Raw genomic sequence first — 21342 nt, 5'->3', positions numbered from 1 at the left:
ATCATAAACTTGATCTGACGAAATTGAACGCAGAGACGCTTGGGGCATTCAGCCTCATATGTCCCGTCACGACCAAGTCGATACACCGCAACTCACTCGCTCGTTAGGCTTCCTATCCGGTGGCGGTGAAGCTGCCCGGCTGATCCTTGAACGGGATTGGACCGGACATCCCCTCGGTGAGCCGGAGACGTGGCCCGAGGGACTGAAGGTTGCATTGAGCCTCCTGCTCAATTCCCCGGAATCGATGATCCTCGCATGGGGGCGGGACGATCTGACGTTCTTCTTCAACGATACCTACATCCCGCTGCTGGGGCCTCGCCGCGACTGGGCAATGGGCACCCCGTTCAAGGACGTTTGGTCTGACGCTTGGGAACAGGCCAAGCCCATCATTGACGAAGCCTTTGCTGGACGAAGCCAGCGCTTCAACGATCTGCCATGGAAGCTCGACACGGATCGCGGCGCTGCCGATACGTGGTTCACCTTCTCCTATTCGCGTGTCCTAGACGCAGAGGGTGGGATTGCAGGCCTTTTCATCTTCACCAACGAGACGACCGCACGCGTGCTGGCAGATGCCGCGCTGGAAAAAAGCCAAGCACAGCTGAAGGCCGCGAACCTGATCCTCGAACAGCGGGTGGAGGAACGCACCGCAGAACGGGACCGGGTTTGGCAGCTGACCAACGACTTGATGGCAACCGCCCGATTGGATGGCTACTTGGTTCAGGTGAACCCGGCCTGGACGCGGCTGCTGGGCTGGGTAGAAGCCGAATTGCTCTCACGGCCCTTTGTCGAATTCATTGACCCGACCGATTATGCCGAAACTGCCGATGTTGTCGCGCAGCTGGCGGCGGGGGAGATGGTCACCGGCTTCGTCGATCATGTGCTGGCGAGCGACGGCAGCGCTCGCACGATCATGTGGACGGCGGTACCGGACGTAGGTTCGGACCTGTTCTACATCATCGGTCGCGATCTGACCGAGCAGCACCGAACCGAAGAGGCGTTGCGCCAGGCGCAAAAGATGGAGGCGGTGGGCCAGCTTACGGGTGGCTTGGCCCACGACTTCAACAATCTGCTCACCGGCATGATGGGCAACCTCGAACTCCTCCAGCACCGCGTCGCACGGGGGCGATTGGAGGATCTGGACCGCTTCATTCTTGCGGCCCAAGGCGCGGGCCGTCGCGCCGCCTCGCTGACCCAGCGCCTGCTGGCGTTCTCCCGCCGCCAAACCCTTGATCCGCGCCCCACCGACGTCAATCGGTTGATTAGCGGCCTAGAAGACATGCTCCGCCGGACGATGGGGCCGGAAACCAGCCTGGAAGTGGTTGGCGCCGGGGGCTTGTGGCCAGCTTGCATCGATGCTGGGCAACTCGAAAACGCGTTGCTCAACCTGTGCATCAATGCCCGCGACGCTATGCCTGAAGGGGGAAGGCTGACGATCGAGACGGCCAACAAGTGGCTCGATGATCGGAGCGGCAGGGAACGCGATCTTCCCCCAGGGCAGTACCTATCTATCTGCGTCACGGATACCGGGACTGGCATGGATCAGCATACGATCGATCGTGCGTTTGAGCCATTCTTCACGACCAAGCCCCTGGGGCACGGGACGGGCTTGGGTCTGTCGATGATCTACGGGTTTGCCAGGCAGTCAGGTGGGCAGGTCCGTATATATTCCGAGCTCGGTATGGGGACGACCATCTGCATCTATCTGCCCCGCTATGTGGGCGATGCCGAAGACGACGTGGAAGAGATGGTGGCAGCATTGCCGGATCACGGCAGCGGCACGATCCTTATCGTCGACGATGAAGCGACCATCCGGCATCTGGTCGACGAGGTGCTGGACGAGGTGGGCTATACCGTCATTGGCGCAGCAGATGGTGCGGCGGGGCTGAAAGTGCTGCAATCCGGTGCGCGTATCGATCTACTCATTACGGATGTCGGGTTGCCCAACGGCATGAACGGACGACAGGTGGCTGACGCCGGGCGATCGTTGCGCCCCGGCCTGAAGGTCTTATTCATCACGGGCTATGCAGAGAATGCGGCGGTGGGGAATGGACATCTCGAGCCAGGCATGGAGCTTTTGACCAAGCCGTTCACGCTCGATGCGCTGACCAGCAAGGTGAATGAGATGATGGCGACAAACGACTAAATTTCCACCGGAACCGTATCAGTTAGTCGATCGCCACGCTTGCAACGTTTCAGTCGGTGTGCCGTAATTAGACTAACGATATGAGGGGCTTGCATATGGTCGCCATCCGGCGCGGGGAGCCGCGTGACCTGCCGCGATTGATGGAATTCGACCGTCTTTTGGGCGATCGCGTTAATGAGATTGTCGAAAGGCGAATGCTGGTGGCGGAGGTGGACGCTACCGTCGTCGGATACCTCGCTTGGCAACACGGTGGATGCATCGGCAAGGACTATGTCAACAAGCTGGTCGTAGATGATAATTACCGACGCAGGGGGGTTGCCCAAGCATTAACCCAAGCCCTCGGGACAGCGCTAAGCGGACGAATTTATATATCTACCGGGGGCGCTAATACGGCGGCGTTGTCGCTCATCAATGGGACCGGTTGGACCGCCGCTGGGCGGATTGATGGGCTACTGCCGCTAGACGAGCCGGAGCTGTTTTTCCGCAGAGACCTTTAACTTGGAGCCATCGGCTCAGGGTCGATGCTGATGGCTCTATTTAATGGGCGACCAAGGCCCGAATTCAGAATGCCTTGCGCCGCGAGCCCTGGAACACCAATTATGCTGCAATGCACAATAGGATGTGTGCGGCAGGCATAGCCTATCCATTGCTCCCCTCTGCCGAAAAGGGGCACCGCTATGCGCTCAATTTCCGACACCATCGCCCATCTTCGCGACCTTGCCGCCTCCGCGAACCTGACGGCTCAGCAAGCCGCCCCTCTCACGCCGATCGATGATTTTGGTCAGAATCCCGGTGCTCTGCGGGGGTATCTGCACATTCCGCACGGTTTGCCCACCCATGCGCCGCTCGTCGTCGTGCTGCACGGATGCACGCAGACCGCAGGCTCGTACGATCATGGCGCAGGCTGGTCGACGCTAGCGGACAGGTTCGGTTTCGCGCTCCTGTTTCCCGAGCAGCAGCGCGCCAATAACCCCAACCTCTGTTTCAACTGGTTCGTGCCCGAAGATACGCGGCGAGGTAGCGGGGAGGTCGGATCGATCCGTGAGATGATTATCGCGGCGGTTGGGCGCTATGAACTCGATCCGGCACGGGTCTTCGTCACCGGCCTGTCCGCGGGCGGCGCGATGACGTCCGCAATGCTGGCGTGTCATCCCGAGCTTTTTGCCGGTGGCGCGATTATCGCGGGGCTGCCATTCGACACTGCTCACAGCGTGCCGGAAGCACTCGAACGCATGCGCGGTCGCGGCCACGACCGCGCTACCCTGAGTGATCGGGTGCGCAAGGCAGCCGCGCATGGCGGGCCCTGGCCAACAGTCTCGATCTGGCATGGCACGGCAGACCCCACGGTTGACGCGGTCAACGCCGGGCTGATCGTCGACCAGTGGCGGGGAATCCACGGCGTCGGCGAGCCAGACATAACTGAGCGGATCGATAGCCACAGCCGCCGCACCTGGCATAACCAGGACGGACGTGTGGTGATTGAAGAGTATATGGTCACGGGCATGGGACATGGGACGCCACTGGCTACCGATGGCGATGAGGCCTGTGGCGTGCCGGGGCCACATATGCTCCCTGTAGGCCTTTCCTCCACTTACCGGATTGCTGCGGCATGGGGCATCGTGCCCGCGGCAGCGCCGGCCCGGCCGGTAGACACTGTCGCGGCCGTACCGCAGAAACAGGCATCCGTACGGTCGATGCGCTTTGACCCGACGACCACGATCAATGGCGCACTGAGGGCGGCCGGGCTCATGAAGCCATAAAGCTGCGCAGTCGGCATAGCGCCGTCTATCGCTATATTAGGGCGGCCCCCTTTTCCTGATCATCGCGGGATGACGCCGCGCTCATTTTGCGAAGTGAAAGAGCCGGTAGAGCCGAAGGATTGATCGGCATGTTAAGCGGCGATGGACGGGGAAGCAAAACCACTCCCGTTTAACGTGTGAGCGACGCGGCGATTGCTTTGGCGATGCGATGGGCACGGCCCGAGTTTCCAGAAGGGCAGCGTACTGTTGCTAGACTGAGCGGCGTCCGGCTATCCTAGCCAGGGTCCCTGACACGGTCGGCGGGGGGCAAGCCTCGACGGAGAGTTTGTTTGGCGGGTTCGAGTCCCGCTCATGGGGCTCGCTCCGAATAAAGCTGCGTCAGCTTCCGCCCAATTGCAGCCATTCCAAAGTGGGGGCATGATCGGGGGATGATCCTAGTTATAGCGTCGTTGCTGTTGGCCGATCCTGCTAAACAGCTTGTAGCTTTCCCGTTCGCTGAAGGCCCTGCGGCAGAGGTCAGCGAGATGAAGGCAGCCATCGCGAAGTGTCATGCCCCTGCAAAAATAGTTCAATCCGGTGATAGGGCGACTGTGACACTGGCACTTACCCGATCGGATCGCGCATCAAACTGCTTGTCTGCTTGGATTGCTGAACACCCTGATGTTGGCTTCGTTAAATATGGGTTTATCGGTCGCGAGCAGCAGTAAGTCTGCCCGCCCGAACGTCCGCTATCGCCCAATTGCAGACGTTCTGGATCCTTTGGGGCGCTGCCCACTTCTGGACATGTACCGTGAGCGTTGGTCGCTTGGTGCGGCTGAGATGACCTATAGAATGCCGCTAAAACGTGACCGCTGCGGAGAAGTATCACCACCGTTGTCGCGACCGTACACCCCGACACGGGTCCGACTCGCATTGGCGGGTGACAAGCCGCCGGTCCGCTGGGCCGCTCCAGCACTATCAGGGTCGATGTTCATGCGGTTTGTGGCTTTGTGTCTTCTGCTGCTGACAGGTTTGGTCTCGCAGCCCGCGCCTGCCGAACAAGCCCGTCGAACCCGTGTGATTATTCTTGGGGTAGATCATGGGGCGCAACTCGTCTCTCAATCGGACCAGCCTGGTTTTCTCGCCGCTTACCTGCAGCAGACCCGGCCCGATGCGATCTGTATTGAGCGACCGCCAGAGCAAGCAGCGCGTGGTAGCTATTACGAGTATACCTACGAGGTTCAGGGCATTATCCTCCCCTATGCCGAGACATCTCACACGGCGCTGTGTCCCATCGACTGGATGCCACCGGTCGAGGATCAGATTCTCGGCTTCGGCCTTGATCTGGATACACCTTTGGAGGTGCGCCGAGCATCCGGTTTTCAGGGATTCCTTACCTTCCCAGATCCGAGTGCATTGAAACGAGACTTTTTCGCGGCCGAAGACGCCACGGAGACGTCAAAGGTCACTGTCTGGGCCGCCAAACCGTCGCCTCGCGCAGATCAGGATCTGCCCCGTAGGCTATACCTCTATCGCACTTTCATGCAGGCACAGCGGATCCGTGCCGCTGCTGCGGCTAGGCCGGGCAAGACCGTGCTGGTCGTGATCGGCTATTTCCATAAGCCCGATCTTGAGGCGATCCTTTCGCTGGACCCGACGATCGAGCTGGTGCGCGCTTCGGAAAACCCTCGACCGACAGTAGCTGAAGTGAATGCGGCAACGACGTTAACGCATTTGGCGGCGATCGCGGCTTTTAATATCTTGGGAATGCAGGCTGAAACGGGCAACATCAATGTGGCATGGCTCGGCTCGGTTCTCGATCGCCTTGAAGCCGACGCGCCTGGGCCGGCAAGCTCGTTGTTACGCACCCGCTTCGAACTGCTCGCAGGAAGGATCACGCTTGCCGAGGCAACGCAGCGCTACCGCAAGTTGGCGGCGCAGACGCCAGCAGAAGTCCGCTTTGGCTGGACAGGTGTGGAGGATGGCTCGCGAGTAGACTCGTTTTTCGATCCTTATGGTAACTTGCCTGTTCGCGAACGCGCTCTGGTTGAACAGGCTCGGTGTCTTTTCTTGCAAGGCCGCTTGAAAGAGGGCGACGCGATGATCGCGACTGTAGGACGGGCGTTGTCTCCGCGTAAGGCTCTTCAACTTAAGGGCTATTCTGAGCGGCTTCGGTAGGCACCGCCAACTTCTTGAGGTGCTGTTTTCTTCCCAGTTTTAGCCATCAGTACGGGCGTTTGCAGCACCGGGAGCAGACTGGCGGTAATCGCCCAATTGAAGACATTCGTTGATTGGTGCACCTTGGCCCGATGACGCGGCTGTCGCAAATTGTCCTGATAGTCGCGATAGGAATCGCCGCAGTAACGTGCTCCCATATTCGCCACCCGGCGCATCCGGCACAGCGTGAGTGGTCACAGGCTGGCTGGCATTATAGATTTGACGCTGGCCAGGATCGTGGGGCGGCAATCTATCGCTTTGGCCGCAATTCGAGCAGTTACTTCCTCGCTTTGTGTGACCGGAAACCCATGCTTATATTAAGCTACGAAGGACGCCTTCCGCCCTCTGACACATTTTTACTCATTGTCGACAGTCGCGCATGGCGCTTCCCTATCGATCGTAGCAGACATATGGGCGGCCTCTTGGTTGACGACGACGCCGTCGCTGATCTCTTAATACACTCACCGCATACAATCATTTTCAGTGTGGGTGAGAAGTGGAGGATGCATGTGCCACCAAGCCCATTGTTGGGCCGATTGATAACCGAGTGCCGCCGGCGGAACGGTCCGTTGAGCTCCAAGCACTGACTATCAAAGGCGGTTGTTCCGCAGTCGCCCAGTTGCGGACAAACCCATCATTGCTAGTCTATACGGATGGCTGACGGTTATCGCTCCGGTGGCACACCGGGAGGCAAATGGGGTTGCGGGATAGCGGCGCTGGTTGGTTTGCCACTGCTTGGGTGCGTGATTCTATTGAGCGCGCTGGGTGACTGCGTTCCCGAAGCGCCCTGCCGCCACGATCTTGATTGGCTGCTTGTCGCCGCCGCACTGGCGGTTGCCGCCGTTGTTGGCTTTGGTAGCCGCGCCGCGATCAACGCGATCATCAGCCGCTGGCACAACGGCAGCTAACCACCACGAGCAGACATGCTGCGATCGCCCAAGACCATCCGTCTACCGTTGCCGATGGCGGAAACCCCGTCTCGGATGAATCGTTAGCCAGAGCCGAGGAGAAGACCGATCGCCCATGCCAGCAACGTCGTCTATTGCGACGGACCAAACAGCCCCCACGCTTTTGACATCATCCCGCTTCAGCCGCGAAACGGGACCTTGGATGCGAAATGTCCGATCTGTCGGGGATACGGGCAATGGAACACCGAGATCGATCTGGTCAGCTTCCGGTGCAAACGGGCAATCTGCGACTATTGCCACGGGGCAGGGTGGGTCGAGACCGGCAGCGACCCCGTTGGGCATGCCGACATCACCATGTCCCCAGAAGGCTATCCGCAATGGGTGATCGCATATGAGCCGCACCAAAATCCCGATCAGCCTATCTCTGATCCCGCGGCCCCGCTGTCGCCCAACCAGATCGATCGCTAGGCGGCACGGAAGCGGTTTGACCGATTATTGCTCGGTGTTCTTTTATCGTCATCCATTCGAGGCGCTAGCAACCCGTGCCTAAAACGGAGCATCGGTGAACCCGGCACAATGTGCGCCTTCGGTTCTTGGCTGGGCAAGAGGTCGAGGGCATGTGATACTCTGCTAAGCGCCAAGTTACCCTGCTTGGACTAGGGGTCCTCAATATGACGCTTAAATTAGCGTTCGCCCTATTCGCATCTTACCAGTCCGATCATACCGTTCGTGGCTGGGAGATATATGGCGACGAATCTACATGCTCGGCGGACAAAGTTTTCGAGGACGGCACCACAGTGGGGCTGTCACTGGATCACGAGCAAAAGGACAGCTCGATCACCCTGTGGAACGATCGGTGGCAGTCGATCGACAAGAACAAGACCTATGAGGTGACCGTCCAATTCGACTCGGGCGATCCGCTTACGTTTAAGGCATTCGGCATGAAAACCGATACCGCAGGCGGCATCCTGATCGAAACCGACGGCGTTCAAACCATAGCGATGGCCATGGCTGCTCGGTCGGTGGCCTTCCGACGGGGCGGGCAACTTGTTGGACGATACAGCTTGGCGGGTTCAAATGCCGCCATGCTCGCCATAGCTCGCTGCAACGGCAAGGCCGCAAATAAGTTGGTTGATGACCCCTTTGCGGGCTAGCGGAATCATGATCGGAACCGCTGGTACCGGGCGACCCTCTCAGGGGCCTGCTGACCCGCGATCGCAACCGCTGAGTCTCTGGCTTGTGCAGCGCGACCGTCTGCATAGTTCACCAGTCGTTCGGTGAATTCCTTCGTGGTGATGCTGCCCCGCATATCCGGATTGAAATGCTGATTGATGGTGATGTTGGGCACGGCCGACCGGATCGGCGCGGCCATCATAGCAGGATTGAATACACTTAACGTTTCGTGGGCGCTGATCATGGCCTTCGGGACGCCGTTGACGCTCAGGACGTTGCGATCAACGCCACCAAGCCCACCCGCCCTGATTGTCCCACCCGACGCAAGACGGGGAAGGCTGCTAACATCGGGTGAAACGGCGCTTGCTGCAGCCCCCGTCAACAGGCCCGCAGCGCCACCTGCGCCGGGCAAAAAGCGGCCGAGCAGCGTCAGGATGCCGCGGCGTAGATATAAGCGAGCGAGATCGGCAATGATGCCGGAGATCGCTTCCCCAGCGACGCCACGCAACTTGAGGAAACTGGATGCAGCTGTCGCCAGGCTGTCGTTGAGGCGCTCCACGCCGTTGACCGCTACACCTTCCAAGGCTTCTTTCATTTCCGTCCCGGCACGCGGAATATCGTTGAGGTACGAGGCGAGGGGGCCCTGATTGTTGCGCTCCATAGCGGCCGCGCCATAGCGGCGAAGGTCCGGCAGAGCATCGAGGGTGCCCCGGGCCAGCGCCGCCTCCTGTGGGGACGCCTTGCCTTGAGCCGCGAGGTCTAACACCTTCTGCGCTGTAAGGCGCTGCTCCTCGATGCCGAGGTCCAGCAGCTTCAATTCAAGCTGTCGCCGCTCTTCTGATGTGCGCGCCAAGCCCTGTTGAGCGCGAAGAATGTCTTGCTGATTGCCGAGGCGCTGACGATCAAGTTCCAGACCGTTGTTCTGCTCCCTGATCGAGGCATTGCGGTCCACGAGCAGCAAGCGATTAGCGGTAATCTCGTCGACTACCTTCTTGCGCTCGGCATACTCCGCTGCATCAAGATCCCCACGCGATTGGCGCTCGTCGAGATCGCTAATCCGGCCAGCCTGATCCAGCCTGATGCGCTGACGGGCAAAATCGTCCTGCTGGCGTGGATCGGACGTAAGATCGGCCAACGACGATGCCCGGTCCGATCGAAGTGCCAGCAATTCGCGTTCGGCACGGGCCGCAATCCGATTTTCGCGAGCCTGCTCTCGCACGGCTTTGGCTGCATCGCGGGTGGCCTTGGCATGATCCCGCTTGGATTGGGCCGCTGCCCGTTCCGCCGCCTCGGCTAAGTTGACGGCATTATGGGCGCTGGTCAGTTCGGAGCGGTACTGATTGAGGGCTTTCGCGTCCCCGGCCTGAATGCCGCGCCCCTTCTCTTCGACCAGCACGAGGCGGGCGCGTGCCTTCTCCAAAGCCGTTGTTGATGTCTGCAACGCCACCTGTTTTTCAACAAGGCTCGTCGTTGCCGCACCGATCCCGAGCAACGCCTTTTGCTGCGCGGTGGCGGTGCCGGTCAGCACAGCCTGCTCGGCCTTTAGCTTTTGGACGCCCTGGGCAGCATCGACGGCGGCTGCGGCTTGGGCGGTGATCGTCTTTACCAACGACCGATACTCAGGCCGGTCCCCGACGGCATTTCTAACAGCCAGCGCGAAGTCGTTGATCGGCAGCGTACCCTTCGCAGCTTCGGCAGCCAGATCCCGCAACTGCTTTTTCACAGGATCGGTGATGACCGCGTCGGGCTGGCGGAAGCCAGCGGTGAATACTGGTTCCCGAACGCCCGCCGCGTCCTTGGCCGCACCGATTGCCCGGCTGCGGGCCGTTACGTATGTGCGAGTTCCGGCCTCGACATCGTTCTGACGGGCTTGGGCAGCGGCCAGCCGTTGTACGGCTGTGGTCTGGCGGTTGATGGCACCAGTCGTCGCGTCGACAAACCGGGCAAGGTCGATCTGCGATTTGGACATGGTGTCCGCCGCATCCGAACCTTCAAAAAGGCGGGGCACGAGGACGGTGGCCAGTATCGACCCGGCGCCAAGAATAGCTGCGCCCCATGGTCCGGCAAAGAACGAAGCTAATTTGGCTGCACGCCCACCGGTATCGGCCAGCGCATCGGCAATCTGCGGTGCCTGCTGAGCAAAGATCAGGCCCGGGTTCTGGCCGCCAGCGAGCTGCGTCGTGACATCGCTGATCTGTCGACCAAGATTACGCTGGGCGTTGGCAATCCGACCGGAGGAACGATCAACTTCATCAGCCGCCTTCTTCGACGCCGATCCAACGCGCGTAAAGCTGGTGGCGCTGTTTTGAGCCACTCGGTCGAGGTTGGCGTCGAGCGTTTTGGCGGCCTGTTGCATTCGCCCGGTCGACGTCTCGAATGTCCGGTCGAGATCGGCGATGCCGCTTTTCGCCTTATCAAGGCGTGCGATCACTTCGATCGCGACCGTTTCTGCGGTGACGGTCATCAGCTATTCCCACTCTTTCTGATCGCGATAGAGGCAGCCCGCGCGACAAGGTTGGCAACCTCTTTCCGCCGCATGTCGGCAGCAGGAGCCATGTAGGGACGAGCGGCCATCTTGCTGGTGCCGAATTCCAATGGCGCCGCATGCCCAGCAGTTGATACCACCAAGGCGTGCAATGGCTCGAGCTCGACGTGGTCGATGCCTCGGATCAGATCGCCTAGGTCATTGTTGGGGGGCTCGCCCGGGCGGCTAACGACGTGACGCATGAAGCTGCTCGAGCCTTGCATGATCAAACCCTTCGCCTGATCTTCGATGATCCGGGCACCCTGGGTGACGGCAGGCGCAATGTCCTGTTCTAGACGGGTAATCAGCCGGCGGAGACCGCCCCGGCCCATCAGCCTTCGTCCTTGATCGGCTCGGACGGCGGTTCAACGCCGAAGATCAATGCGCCGACGATCGCGAACGCATAATGCCACGCGTCTTCGACCGGTTGCCCCACGATATAGGCGTCGATTAGTTGGAGGGCGCGCTGGGGGGGGACGCCTGACTCAATCCCGTTGACGATGGCACGGTTGCCGCCGATCAACGCCAAGCGAATGACCTCGATGCTGTCGCGAATGGCGATCTCACTCGCCAAGGCTTCTGCCTCGCCCAGCGACGACCAGTCCGGCTCACCGTTGCTGAGGAACGCTCGGCCTTTTGCCAGCCGGGCAAAAATTGCCCCAATGCCCATTGGAATGCGGGCACCGTCGCGGCCAATATAACCGAGCGTCCGTTCGAGCTCTTCGATCTGGGGTAGGCGCAAGGTGAAACGATATATGCCGTCAGCGAACGGTACTTCGATCCACGTCACACGCCTCGGGCGACTGCGGATCTCATTATAATAGGCGCAGATCTGCGCGACCGCCGGGCTGGTCTGTGCGAACGGAGCCGTCATGCGCGTAACGCCCCATGATTGCGTGCCGATCGTGCCACGGCATTGGCTACGGTGTCGGCAAAGTCCTTCACGATGATCACGGATCGGCCTTCTGCGATCGCCTGGAATCGCTGCTGAAGATGCTGCATTTGTCGATATGCCTTGCGGTCTGCCTGAAGATCCTCGCGGCCTTCCTCATCAACCCAGCGCGAGACGACTTTCCAGCTCGTGGCGTAGTGGTCGACGACGTCCCACCCAAGGCGAATGAATTGATCTCGGAAGTCGGTCGGCCGCGCCCTCAACGGGGCACCAGCTTTCCCATCCTTCGGCATTTTTGGGGGTGTTTGGGTTTCCATACCCAATTGAATAGGCACAGAAGCGGAAGCGCTTACCGCCGTTACCTCTTTCTCATTGCGATCGAACGCAGCGGCATCACGCCAAATTATCGCTCGGTTTTGTAACCGCCGCCGCCATGATCGCCTCAACAGCTTCTGCATAACTCGGCAGCGCAGATCTCCGTCGAATTGTCGGCAATGCGTGTCCGGATTCAGCGGCGCGTGCCTCACGAAGTTCGTCGTCCCCGCATTCTCGCACCCACCGAGCGATGCATGGCCAATTGGCGTGAAAATGCTCATCGATACCGTCCCAGCCCATCTTCAGGAAATATTCGCGAAAATTGGGAGGGCAGGGGCGATAGGGACGCCGGGTGCCGTGTCGGTAATCCTTACCCGGCTTCAATGCTGCAATTCGGGCGGCCTGTTCGTCCGTCATGCAGGGCGGCTAGGGGTGGGGCTGGATGCACTCTACCGCCGCCAACGCCACCGAATAATGTGAAATGCTAGGTAAGGGGCGGGGATAACGAGGTTTCGCCACACTCCGATGGAGGCGAGCACTATACGCTAAGTGCCCTATGTCAGCTTCTCCACCCTAGGCGATCGAAGATGCGAGCGAGCGGCATCCAGTCAAATTCTGGAGACTCGATGAGTGCGGTTAGAGCGGTCGGGTCGTGTGGGAGAGATGTCAACGTTTCAAGCTCGTGACCCGTCAACATGCTCAAATCCAAAGAATTAGGCATGCGCCGCGTACGGCTCTCCATTTTTGCGATCCGCGCCTTTAACGCGGCGTTCATGCGGCGGTCCCTTCCGCAAAATCATGCTTTTGTTCCATGGCGTTCGCGCCTGTACCAGGCTGCTTGTTGGCCTTAACGACGTAGATGATGTGGATGTCATCGCTGTTCGGCGGCACGGGCTGGCCTACAAAAACGATGACGACCCGTTTGATCGGGCGGTTTGATGGGTGCCTTTCCATTACGGCCAGCCGCCGAGATAAATTACGCATGGAGCGGTTCTCCGAAGTACAGATAGCGGTTTAGGGAGCCAGGGACGTCATCCTTGGGGTGGATGCCATTGCGCTCGTAATCGATGCGCTCGGGGCCGTCTGGGGTCGAGGCCACGAAATTGTAGCAGCCGATCATGTCACCTTCTCGGGGCTCTGGCATTATATCCCACGGCATTAAAAGCAGTCGACGCCCCGCAAGACGAGGCTGCTTTGCTTCGAGCACCATGAGGCGGCGTGTCAGGGAAGCGGTCATGCGTAAAAATCCGCAGGGGCCATGCCCGCATATATCCGCTGGAGGCAGGTATCCCCGGCCCGTTCTACTACGGAACGCCATGCGATGACCGCCTCGGCAATCGTGCCGCCGCCCGGTACGCCGTCGTTGCGCAATTCGGCCTCGTACCGGACTGCGGCTTCATCAATCTCCTCCGCCGTCATTCTTGGGTCAGTCGCTACCGCACGTTCCAATCGGGCAAGTCGAACGTTGATCGAGCCCATCAGTTTTTCTCCTCCAATGCCGCGATCCGGGCTTCCAGATCGCCCGTCTCCACGATCGCCTTGTGCGCCGTCAGCACGGCCATGATGCGCCCGGCTTCATCCGGGGTGATGTCGCCGGCGGATATTGCCGCCAGGACCGCCGCTGACGCCGCGACCGCATCGGCGGCCGATCGAACCGGGGGCAACTCGATCGATACTGGTGCGTCCCGACGGGTCGGGGCCAGACGATCCAGGCACAGGCGAAGGGCAACCGTGTCGCCCTCCAGCGCCTTATTGATCGCTGCCTTGGTCAGGGATTCATGCTGGCCTTCCAGCAGCGCCTCGATGGCCAAAGTCACCCGCGAACGCGCCCCCTTCGGCTTTCCAGGGTTGCCGGGTTTGAACCGACCGTCTCCCGATTTTTCGGCCGGATTACGGGGTTCAACCATGGGCGCCGTTCCGTCGTACGGCGTGACCAACGCGACCTATTGTCGCTATTGTCTCTATTGTCAGAGCCTCCGTGTGCGTCACTGTGTTCTCCTTTTTATATGGATAGATAGAAGTCTTTTTAGGGGACGACGCGAGGGCGCAGGCACCCAGGGATCGAGACGCAGCGCCCGTGACAATAGGGACAATAGGGACAATAGGTCCGGTCACCGGCCGATCTCCCACAGCGTCACCGGGGCCACGAAGGTCGTATTCGGTCGACCCCAGCGTTCGAGATAATAGACGTCGTCGGCCGTGAACGCGCGGTGGTCGTCCATCGCGACGATCGACCGTCCCGCTATCCAGACCGCGAGCGACAGCCATTCGCTGCTCCCATGCGGGCCGATCCCGAACACGTCGTGCTCGGTCCACCCCATCGACAGCGCGGTGGTTGCCCAGCCTTCGGACGCCAGCCGGATCGCGTCGGCAACGGTTGCGTGCCATTCGTCGGGGCTGGCCAGTCGCGGTGGCTTCTGCTTCACGAGTGCCCGAAGCCCTGCTTCTACGGCGGTAGGCAGGCCATAGGCGGATGTGCGGATATAGGTCGGCGCCGTGTCAGCCAGCGCTGCCGCCGCCGATTGTCGCCAGTTACCCATGGGCCGCACCATGCACTGCGGGATTGACCAAATAGTCCTTCTTCGGACGCCCCGGGCCGTCGCCTTGCCTGGTGAAGCCTTCGCGAAGCCACCCAGCTTCCATCAGCGCTTCAACCGCCGCCTCGACGTCCTGCTTATTCCCGAGAGACGGCAGCTTTGGGTTGCGCTGCACCTCACGGGCATTGATCCGCTCGAGCCGCTCCTTGACGATGAACCGAGAAAGCGCTGCCGCGTCCTTCTCAACCGGCGGCAGAGCGGCGTCGCCAAAGACCCGCCGCGCGTGCGGCTTGAGGTAGTCCTCGATCAGCGTCAGGGCGTTGGTCAGGGACAGGACCGACACGCAAGACGGTTCACGTCCGCCAGTGTCCGCCCAGGTCAAATACTCCAGTGTCAGAGCAAGGCGAAGCGCCAGGCCACGCGCTTTGCCCGCCCAGGATGCATAAAGACCTGCCGCTTGCCGCACGTCGGCATCGTTGTCAGTGATCCATTCCTCGAAAATATCAGCGGCGCGTGCATCAAGCGGAATGGTCACCATCTCGTCTGCGGGGCGATGTACCTGCTGAAGGCGGCGATAGAGTCGATCCAAGCGCGCGGTGTCAGCAATTTGACGCGGGCGGCTGAAGCGGATCGCTTCGGGCCATACCCACATGAAACGTGCCACAAGGCCATCGTCCGATACGCCAAGTAGAGCGTCCCGCAGCTTGTCCGGCTGAATGCCGCCCAGGACGCTGACGCCGTTGAACGGGACGACGAGTGGCTTGGTCTGGCTTTTCCGGTCGACGACGAAGTGCCGCCCGCCGTACGCCTCGAGCCAGAACGCCCGGCCACCAGGCGAATAGCGCTCGAAGCTGTCCAGCCATCCGGCCAGCTCGTCACGCAGGTGCAGTGTGCCGTTGACGTTACCGGCCAGGATCGACGCCATCTCCTCGGGCGTAGAATCCTGAACCATCAGACGCGGGCGCTGCGGCGCCTCCGGCGCTTCGGCTTCCTCGGGCATGTCGGGGGTTTCGGCATTGTCCTTGGTCGCCTGCTTTACCCTGTCCTCCCACTGCTTCCGCTCTGCCTTGGCGCGCTCTGCGACCGTGGCATGGCTCATAAGGACCATGCGGTGCTGCTCGGCCAGCTCACCTTCCATGGCGCGCAGGGGTAGGGTGGCGGCATCGATGCCGGGTGACTTGTTGGACGATGGGTCACCGACAAGACCGCCCCACAGGATACAAGGCTGGTCGAAGCCCTCCCAGGCAGAAACCCAGCGCTTGCCACCGATAAGTGACGCCGCAACTGTCAGGACACCGATAGCGACATAGTCGACGGGCGCACCCTTGCCCGCGGCCAGATCCCGAACGAGCGGCATCAGGTCGCCCAGCACATCGCCGGGGAAAAGTGGAGCGGGCGAAAGGCTGGCGCGCGTAACCGACATGTCGGGAGTCGACCATCCAGCTGTGCGACCCGTGGTCGCGTACCCTTCGAAGGGCATCGAGGTGAACGACTCTGCGTCGTCGAACCGCGATTGCATGGATGCCGCGCTCATGACCGCGTCCCCATCAACTCATCGTTGAAGTCTTTGTATGGCGGGTTCGGGCGCATGATCCGCACCGCTAGGCCTGATGCTGTGAATGCCTCTGCCGCTTTACCCGCCGCGACGGACCCAGCAGCATCGCCATCGGCACCAATGACGATCGCCCGCGTCACGTCTGCGAACGTCATCTGGGGCATCATCGAAGTGCCTGCTGCCACCCACACCGACCGCCCCAACGCTTGAGTAAGCGTCAGCCCGTCCTCAAGCCCTTCCGTGACCAGCATGCTGGCGGCGGGCGGCCCGAGTTGGATCGCGCCACCGATCACCTGACCCAGGCTATACTTCACCTTCGGCTTTGGGTCGGACTCTGTCGGCGTCGTGGCTGCCTTGCGCCCATTCTCGGTCAGATAGGTGCGCTGGACACCGACGAGTTGCCCGGCCGGGTCGGTGACGATTCCGATCAGGGCGGGGAGCGGTGCGGGGCCGTTCGCAGCCAACAGGCCGTTGCCGTCGATCTTCGGGGGAGCGATCCGAGCGAACCGCAGAGTATGCGGCAGCGGCATCGTGATGCCACGCGAGCGGAGGTAGGCTTCCGCAGGAGTGCCATCGATCGATACAGACGCATCGACGATCCGCTGAGCCACGGCCCGCATATCGGACTTCGGCTTGGCAGGAGCATGCTGCTGTTCGAGTTCACGCAGGACGCCGCCGTCAAGCATGTCGATCGCCTCGATCAGGGAGACTCTGTAGGACGCCTTTACGAAGTCCAGGACGTCGCCGGTCCAGCCACACCCGAAGCAATGGGCGCGTCGATCGTCCTGATAGATCGTAAAAGAAGGCGTCCTGTCAGGGTGAAACGGGCAGCATGCTTTCCATTCCCGGCCTGCACGTTGCAGCTTCACGCCCGCCTTGGCAGCGACCCCCGACAATGGGAAGCGGTCGCGGATGCTCGCAACGACGGAGGCGAGCGCTCTGGTATCGAGCCGCCGGGTCATGCGTACCGCTCCACGATCGGCAGATCATGCTCGACCGACAGGCGGTGGGCATAATCCGATGCTTGATGCGACTTGGTGAAGCGTACGCCGACGCCACCGCCGCCCATGGGGGCCTTCACCCCGACGATGTAACCGCCTGCGACGGGGAAGACGCAGACCGACCAGCGCTCCGACTCTTCACCCAGCCCGCGCAGTTCGATCAGTTCGGCAGAGGGGCGCAGGCCATACAGTCGCTTTTCATCGGGGGAGAGGCGTAGGCGCGCACCCAGCCGCCCCTTCGGGACGGGCTGGGCACGGTACCAGGCGTCAAGCGTCGGATAGCCGACGATCCCACGATCCACGCCCAGGACGCGGGCAAGGCTGCGTGGCTCGTTCACCTGCCGCCGCAATGCGGTGACAGCGGCGATGGCGCGGGCCTGCACTTCAGGCGTCTGACGCGACGCGATGGGAATAATGGCGCCGCTCATAGGTCGACCACCATCATGCTGATCCCGGTGCGCTTAGCGATGCGGCGCAGGAACTCGTCACGTGCCAGACGGTAGGCCGGAAGGTATTTCCGACCAGAGGGCCCGATCGGCATACGGGGGGACCAATCCGCCTCAAGCTGCTGGTTGGCGAACCGGAAGGAGACGGTGAACCCGTCCCCGACCGGCATCGCGCCGCTGAACATCTCGACGTTCATCATGCGGCACCGCCTTTCTTTACTGCCTGGAAGATCATCGCCGCCGCCGTCTCGCGACAATCGACCTCAACCGCAGCATGGCGCGTCATCAATGCGCCGATCCCAACAAGAAGGCTCTGCTGCTCGGGGGTGAGAACAAGAATGGTTTCCGCCATCACCACCGCCAGATTGGCGATTGCGGGCGTCCAGAGATCAGTTTCCTGTCCGGTAGACATCTGGCTGGCGCGCAGAGCAAACAGGTCGATCAGCTTCGTGACCATCTGATGGTCGTTCATGCGTTCGCCTCCTCGGGGCTCTCGCCGGTATGCACGGGCTGCGGATCGTTCGGGGCGCAGGGAGCATTGATCCGCCAGACGATTGCCTTCGCGCCGCTGACATTGCGACGACGAACGCCGGTATCGTAGATGGCCTTGCGATCTTTTAGGGCCGTAAAGCGGGGTTGAAGCGAATACCGGGGGTACCCCGCGGCCGTGCACGTTTCGTCGACAGTTAGACCGCCGGGATTGGCATGCAGCGTCTTCATGACAATGCGCTCGAGATGGCCGGTGGCGTCGGCGATGGATGCCCAAGCTGCTGCTGATGTGTCTGTATGGCGCATCACCGCATCCCCTCGTTGTAAGAGGGAAGGGCGCCCCAATGCAGGGACGCGATCAGTTCAGCACGCAAACCGGTGATGCCAAACGCCGCATTGAGCCGTTGAAGCTGCAGCGCAGAGGTGCTATTTCCAAACTCGTCGCAGGCAAGCTGACAAGTTTTGGGAAGCCGCACGGTGCCAGCCGGGCGGCTTTCTCGCTTAGTAGGGCGCGAGTGCCCCTTTCCATTTGCCATTGCCGATCACGCCGCCTCACCGAGCAGCGCGCGACGTGCACTCGCGTCCGTGATCAGCCGCTTGCGGCCGATCTTCACCGTCTGCAATTCCCCGGATGCAATAAGCTCGTAGGCCTTGGTCTTGCCGACGCCGTAAGCAGCACAGAAGTTCTTGATGGGGTGTAAAACAGGTTGCATCTGTCGCCTCCTCGTTGCTGGCGAACACCAGCGGGCGACTACGGAATTACGTGGTGTTTCTGTCACTTGTCGTCTGATCAAAACAGATCAATTTTTGATCAGAGCGGGATACCCATGTTGTCATACATGAGATCGAATGTACGCCTAATGGCATGCTGTACGCTCGCTTCTGTCCGCATTGGATCGTTCGGGGCTACTTGACGGATGGCCTCGGACAATCTGACCCCTGTGCGAACAAGCTCTGCGGCGGAGTGAGCATATTCTTCGTGGCGTTTATTGTTGGGTCTGGCATTATTGGGAAGAGAAGCCTTTAGATTCTCATTTTTGGTGCTGCTCGCTTCGCCTTGGCTCTGAATGATGGGTGCGTTGGGGAGATCTAATAATTCGCTTATTTGCACCCCGTATCTCATAATAAGAATTTTACCTAGCCAGGTCGACCAGTCGATTAATTTGATAAAGAGCCGGGCATAGTAATAATTAGGGGTGTCTCGGGGGGACTGAATGGGTATGAATTTACCGGTAACCAGTGTGTAATGGATATTGCAGTTATTCCTCGAAAATAATACCTTCGGATCGCGCTGCCGTTCCCCCTCAGAATCAGCTGTCCATATCACGAGCTCGCCTCGAATTAGCGATCGCTCCAAGGTTTTTTCAGACAGAATGCCAAGGGTCGTGCGCTTTAACCAGTCAGCCTTTGTGGCATCATTCATGTGCTCAAGAGGTGATGACTCGTAAAACCGAAAGGCCGGATCTTGCTCATCCTTTGGTAGCAGGCCATGCCGTTCGAATGCATTGCGCAATTCAAACGCGGCATCATCGAGGCGAATGCTATTCTCCACCAGAAAGCCATCATCGTTCATTGATTGATGCCCGAAAAAATGTAGCTACCCCAAACCTCCAGTAGTCCACGCCGCATGTCGAGAAACTTGGCACGCTTATACGCGCGGATCACCTTGTCCGGCACGACGTGAGCCAGCGCGGCTTCGGCAACCGCATCAGGCACCTCGGGCATCTTTTCGGCTGCCCAGTCCCGGAACGAGCTGCGGAAGCCGTGCACGGTATAGGCGTGTCGCGCGTCCCGCAGGGCCTTGCTCAACGTCATATCGGAAAGCTGCTCACCTTTACGGTTGGGGAAGACGAGGTCGTCGGGCTCGTGACCGCCTTCCTCGAATATCTGCTTCAGCAGCGCGACCGCTGGCTTGCTCAGCGTGACGGTGTGCGCGATCCGAGTCTTCATTACCTCGGGCGGCCGGTTCCACTCTGCCTTGTCGAGGTCGAAATGCTTGCGCCGTGCCGACCGAACTTCCCCCGATCGTGCTGCCGTCAGGATTGCAAGCAACAGTGCCTGGCGCCCCTTGGTGGCAGCCCCGGCATTCAGCTGCGCGACCAGCGCAGGCACCTGCTCATAAGGCATGGCGGCATAATTCCCGCCATCCGCCTGCTTGGCCAAGCCAACGGTCACGGACCGGCGTGGTGCCTCGCTCTTCCGCCAGCCCTTCGACTTCGCGAAGTCCAGCACCTTGCTGATTCGAAACCTCACCTTGCGCGCCATTTCCGGCTTGCTGGTCCAGATGGGCGCAACCGCATCCCGGATGTGCTCGGCATCGATCTGGTCCACGCGCATCTTGCCAAGGGTGGGATAGGCATGATTGGCCAAGGTGCTGAGGAAGAGGGTGGCGGTGTTTTCAGCCCAACCGCTCTTCAGCGCCTCGTGCGTTGCCTTCGCTGCTTCCTCGAACGTCGGTGCCTTACGCCGCTCACGGTCGCGCTCGGCTATCGGGTCGAGCCCGGACTTGGCGGCCGTGCGCAGCAGCCCGGCCTTTTCCCGCGCCTCGCTCAGCGTCAGGACCTTCTTATGCAGGATTGGGATGGCGATCGGGGGAGGGGTGCTGCGATCCGCTCCAACGCGGCTGGAGGTGTCGACAGAGCCTAGACCAATATCCCGTCGCTGCCTGTCGACCTGCACGCGGAGCAGCCAGGACTTCGCGCCAGTCGGCTTGACGAGCAGGTACAGGCCCTGGCCATCGGCATGGCGTCCCGGCCTCGCGTTCCTGACTGATAGGGCTGTCAGCTTGCCCATAGTTCTCCCTCAACCATTCCCTCACTATATCGCGGCTTGTGGCGAACGTCCACGAACGATTGCGGAACAAATGGCCTTTATCTGTTCTCACCATAGGAGAGAAAGCGGTCGGGAACGAACGGTGGCGGCCAATTAGTTAGATGCCAGTCGGGGTCACCACGCCAGTGTCCCATGGGATCAGCCGACAGGATCGCACGGGTCTTCAGAGCTGGCGTCGGCCGCACCGCTCAGCGGATCGCTGTCAAACCCAGCCGCTATCCTGGTATACGCCAGAGGTGGTGCGGGAAGAGATCGGAACGCCGACTTTCGCACCGATCCCTACCGGCAAGGGCTCACTTCTGCTTTTTCGCCTTTTTGGCATAATGGTGATGGGTGAGCGCGCATCCCGCCGCGGCCCCGGCGACGCCATGTCCCTTGCCGACCATATGGCCTGCAACGCCGCCCGCGACCGCGCCACGGATACAGCCCTTGGCATAGACCGGGCTGGCGACCAGGGTCGCAGCGGCGATGGCGATAACGGAAATTCGCATGACGGGCTCCTATGTTGTGGCGTTATCCCAAAGTCTTGGAGCGGGTCGGCCGTTCCATGACAAACATGTCAGGACCATCT

At 60.7% G+C, this 21342-nt stretch carries 25 protein-coding genes; 6 read left to right on the top strand and 19 right to left on the bottom strand.

Annotation, left to right across the window (positions count from 1 at the left end):
• Positions 1-58: 58 nt before the first annotated feature.
• From NZL82_RS10960 to NZL82_RS10935, 6 genes are all read left to right on the top strand, one after another.
• Positions 59-2143: a PAS domain-containing sensor histidine kinase gene (locus NZL82_RS10960; protein ID WP_261269791.1), complete on the top strand. Its 2085-nt coding sequence runs from the start codon at positions 59-61 to the stop codon at positions 2141-2143.
• 95 nt (positions 2144-2238) lie between these two features.
• Positions 2239-2640, top strand: coding sequence for a GNAT family N-acetyltransferase (locus NZL82_RS10955; RefSeq protein WP_261269790.1), 402 nt, complete (start codon positions 2239-2241; stop codon positions 2638-2640).
• Positions 2641-2820: 180 nt separating this feature from the next.
• Positions 2821-3903, top strand: coding sequence for a PHB depolymerase family esterase (locus NZL82_RS10950; protein ID WP_261269789.1), 1083 nt, complete (start codon positions 2821-2823; stop codon positions 3901-3903).
• Positions 3904-4875: 972 nt separating this feature from the next.
• Positions 4876-6060, top strand: a complete 1185-nt coding sequence (locus NZL82_RS10945) for a hypothetical protein (protein WP_261269788.1) — start codon at positions 4876-4878, stop codon at positions 6058-6060.
• A 692-nt stretch (positions 6061-6752) separates the two neighbouring features.
• The gene (locus tag NZL82_RS10940) at positions 6753-7007 is read left to right on the top strand and encodes a hypothetical protein (RefSeq protein ID WP_261269787.1); all 255 of its coding nucleotides are present in this window, start codon (positions 6753-6755) and stop codon (positions 7005-7007) included.
• Positions 7008-7678: 671 nt separating this feature from the next.
• A complete protein-coding gene (locus tag NZL82_RS10935) occupies positions 7679-8161 on the top strand; it encodes a hypothetical protein (protein ID WP_261269786.1) in 483 nt (160 codons plus the stop codon).
• 5 nt (positions 8162-8166) lie between these two features.
• On the opposite strand, the gene NZL82_RS10930 is transcribed toward NZL82_RS10935, so the two are convergent.
• The 19 genes from NZL82_RS10930 to NZL82_RS10840 all read right to left on the bottom strand — a co-directional run bounded on the left by NZL82_RS10930 (position 8167) and on the right by NZL82_RS10840 (position 21262).
• Complete coding sequence (locus NZL82_RS10930; RefSeq protein WP_261269785.1) at positions 8167-10644, bottom strand: phage tail length tape measure family protein; 2478 nt, start codon at positions 10642-10644, stop codon at positions 8167-8169.
• On the bottom strand, positions 10644-11036 hold the full coding sequence (locus NZL82_RS10925; RefSeq protein WP_261269784.1) for an HK97 gp10 family phage protein: 393 nt from the start codon (positions 11034-11036) through the stop codon (positions 10644-10646). The genes NZL82_RS10930 and NZL82_RS10925 overlap by 1 nt, the downstream gene beginning before the upstream one ends.
• The gene (locus NZL82_RS10920; RefSeq protein WP_261269783.1) at positions 11036-11578 is read right to left on the bottom strand and encodes a gene transfer agent family protein; all 543 of its coding nucleotides are present in this window, start codon (positions 11576-11578) and stop codon (positions 11036-11038) included. The genes NZL82_RS10925 and NZL82_RS10920 overlap by 1 nt, the downstream gene beginning before the upstream one ends.
• A complete protein-coding gene (locus NZL82_RS10915) occupies positions 11575-12192 on the bottom strand; it encodes a hypothetical protein (protein WP_261269782.1) in 618 nt (205 codons plus the stop codon). The genes NZL82_RS10920 and NZL82_RS10915 overlap by 4 nt, the downstream gene beginning before the upstream one ends.
• Positions 12193-12682: 490 nt before the next feature.
• Positions 12683-12895 (bottom strand): hypothetical protein, encoded by a 213-nt coding sequence (locus NZL82_RS10910; protein WP_261269781.1) that lies wholly within the window; start codon positions 12893-12895, stop codon positions 12683-12685.
• Complete coding sequence (locus NZL82_RS10905; protein WP_261269780.1) at positions 12888-13148, bottom strand: hypothetical protein; 261 nt, start codon at positions 13146-13148, stop codon at positions 12888-12890. Before NZL82_RS10905 ends, NZL82_RS10910 begins: the two co-directional genes overlap by 8 nt.
• Positions 13145-13390, bottom strand: coding sequence for a hypothetical protein (locus tag NZL82_RS10900; RefSeq protein ID WP_261269779.1), 246 nt, complete (start codon positions 13388-13390; stop codon positions 13145-13147). Before NZL82_RS10900 ends, NZL82_RS10905 begins: the two co-directional genes overlap by 4 nt.
• The gene (locus NZL82_RS10895; RefSeq protein ID WP_323131671.1) at positions 13390-13818 is read right to left on the bottom strand and encodes a DUF5681 domain-containing protein; all 429 of its coding nucleotides are present in this window, start codon (positions 13816-13818) and stop codon (positions 13390-13392) included. Before NZL82_RS10895 ends, NZL82_RS10900 begins: the two co-directional genes overlap by 1 nt.
• A gap of 204 nt (positions 13819-14022) precedes the next feature.
• A complete protein-coding gene (locus tag NZL82_RS10890) occupies positions 14023-14451 on the bottom strand; it encodes a hypothetical protein (RefSeq protein ID WP_261269777.1) in 429 nt (142 codons plus the stop codon).
• On the bottom strand, positions 14444-15982 hold the full coding sequence (locus tag NZL82_RS10885; RefSeq protein ID WP_261269776.1) for a YfjI family protein: 1539 nt from the start codon (positions 15980-15982) through the stop codon (positions 14444-14446). Before NZL82_RS10885 ends, NZL82_RS10890 begins: the two co-directional genes overlap by 8 nt.
• Complete coding sequence (locus tag NZL82_RS10880; RefSeq protein WP_261269775.1) at positions 15979-16965, bottom strand: CHC2 zinc finger domain-containing protein; 987 nt, start codon at positions 16963-16965, stop codon at positions 15979-15981. The genes NZL82_RS10885 and NZL82_RS10880 overlap by 4 nt, the downstream gene beginning before the upstream one ends.
• Entirely contained in the window at positions 16962-17432 is a 471-nt protein-coding gene (locus tag NZL82_RS10875; protein WP_261269774.1) for a hypothetical protein, read from the bottom strand. Before NZL82_RS10875 ends, NZL82_RS10880 begins: the two co-directional genes overlap by 4 nt.
• The gene (locus NZL82_RS10870) at positions 17429-17650 is read right to left on the bottom strand and encodes a hypothetical protein (protein ID WP_261269773.1); all 222 of its coding nucleotides are present in this window, start codon (positions 17648-17650) and stop codon (positions 17429-17431) included. Before NZL82_RS10870 ends, NZL82_RS10875 begins: the two co-directional genes overlap by 4 nt.
• Positions 17647-17922 carry a hypothetical protein gene (locus NZL82_RS10865; protein WP_261269772.1) on the bottom strand — a complete coding sequence of 92 codons (276 nt, stop codon included), beginning with the start codon at positions 17920-17922 and terminating at the stop codon, positions 17647-17649. The genes NZL82_RS10870 and NZL82_RS10865 overlap by 4 nt, the downstream gene beginning before the upstream one ends.
• Positions 17919-18245, bottom strand: a complete 327-nt coding sequence (locus NZL82_RS10860; protein WP_261269771.1) for a hypothetical protein — start codon at positions 18243-18245, stop codon at positions 17919-17921. The genes NZL82_RS10865 and NZL82_RS10860 overlap by 4 nt, the downstream gene beginning before the upstream one ends.
• 236 nt (positions 18246-18481) lie before the next feature.
• Positions 18482-18652 carry a helix-turn-helix domain-containing protein gene (locus NZL82_RS10855; protein WP_261269770.1) on the bottom strand — a complete coding sequence of 57 codons (171 nt, stop codon included), beginning with the start codon at positions 18650-18652 and terminating at the stop codon, positions 18482-18484.
• A 98-nt stretch (positions 18653-18750) separates the two neighbouring features.
• Entirely contained in the window at positions 18751-19512 is a 762-nt protein-coding gene (locus tag NZL82_RS10850) for a hypothetical protein (RefSeq protein ID WP_261269769.1), read from the bottom strand.
• Positions 19509-20732: a site-specific integrase gene (locus tag NZL82_RS10845; protein WP_261269768.1), complete on the bottom strand. Its 1224-nt coding sequence runs from the start codon at positions 20730-20732 to the stop codon at positions 19509-19511. Before NZL82_RS10845 ends, NZL82_RS10850 begins: the two co-directional genes overlap by 4 nt.
• A gap of 332 nt (positions 20733-21064) precedes the next feature.
• Complete coding sequence (locus NZL82_RS10840; protein ID WP_261269767.1) at positions 21065-21262, bottom strand: hypothetical protein; 198 nt, start codon at positions 21260-21262, stop codon at positions 21065-21067.
• Positions 21263-21342 lie beyond the last annotated feature (80 nt).

It is taken from the genome of Sphingomonas sp. LC-1, assembly GCF_025371035.1.
In the GTDB taxonomy this organism is placed as follows: Bacteria; Pseudomonadota; Alphaproteobacteria; order Sphingomonadales; family Sphingomonadaceae; genus Sphingomonas; species Sphingomonas sanguinis_E.
The sequence above is the reverse complement of the archived record's forward strand: the minus strand, read 5'-3'. Positions and strand labels throughout refer to the sequence as shown.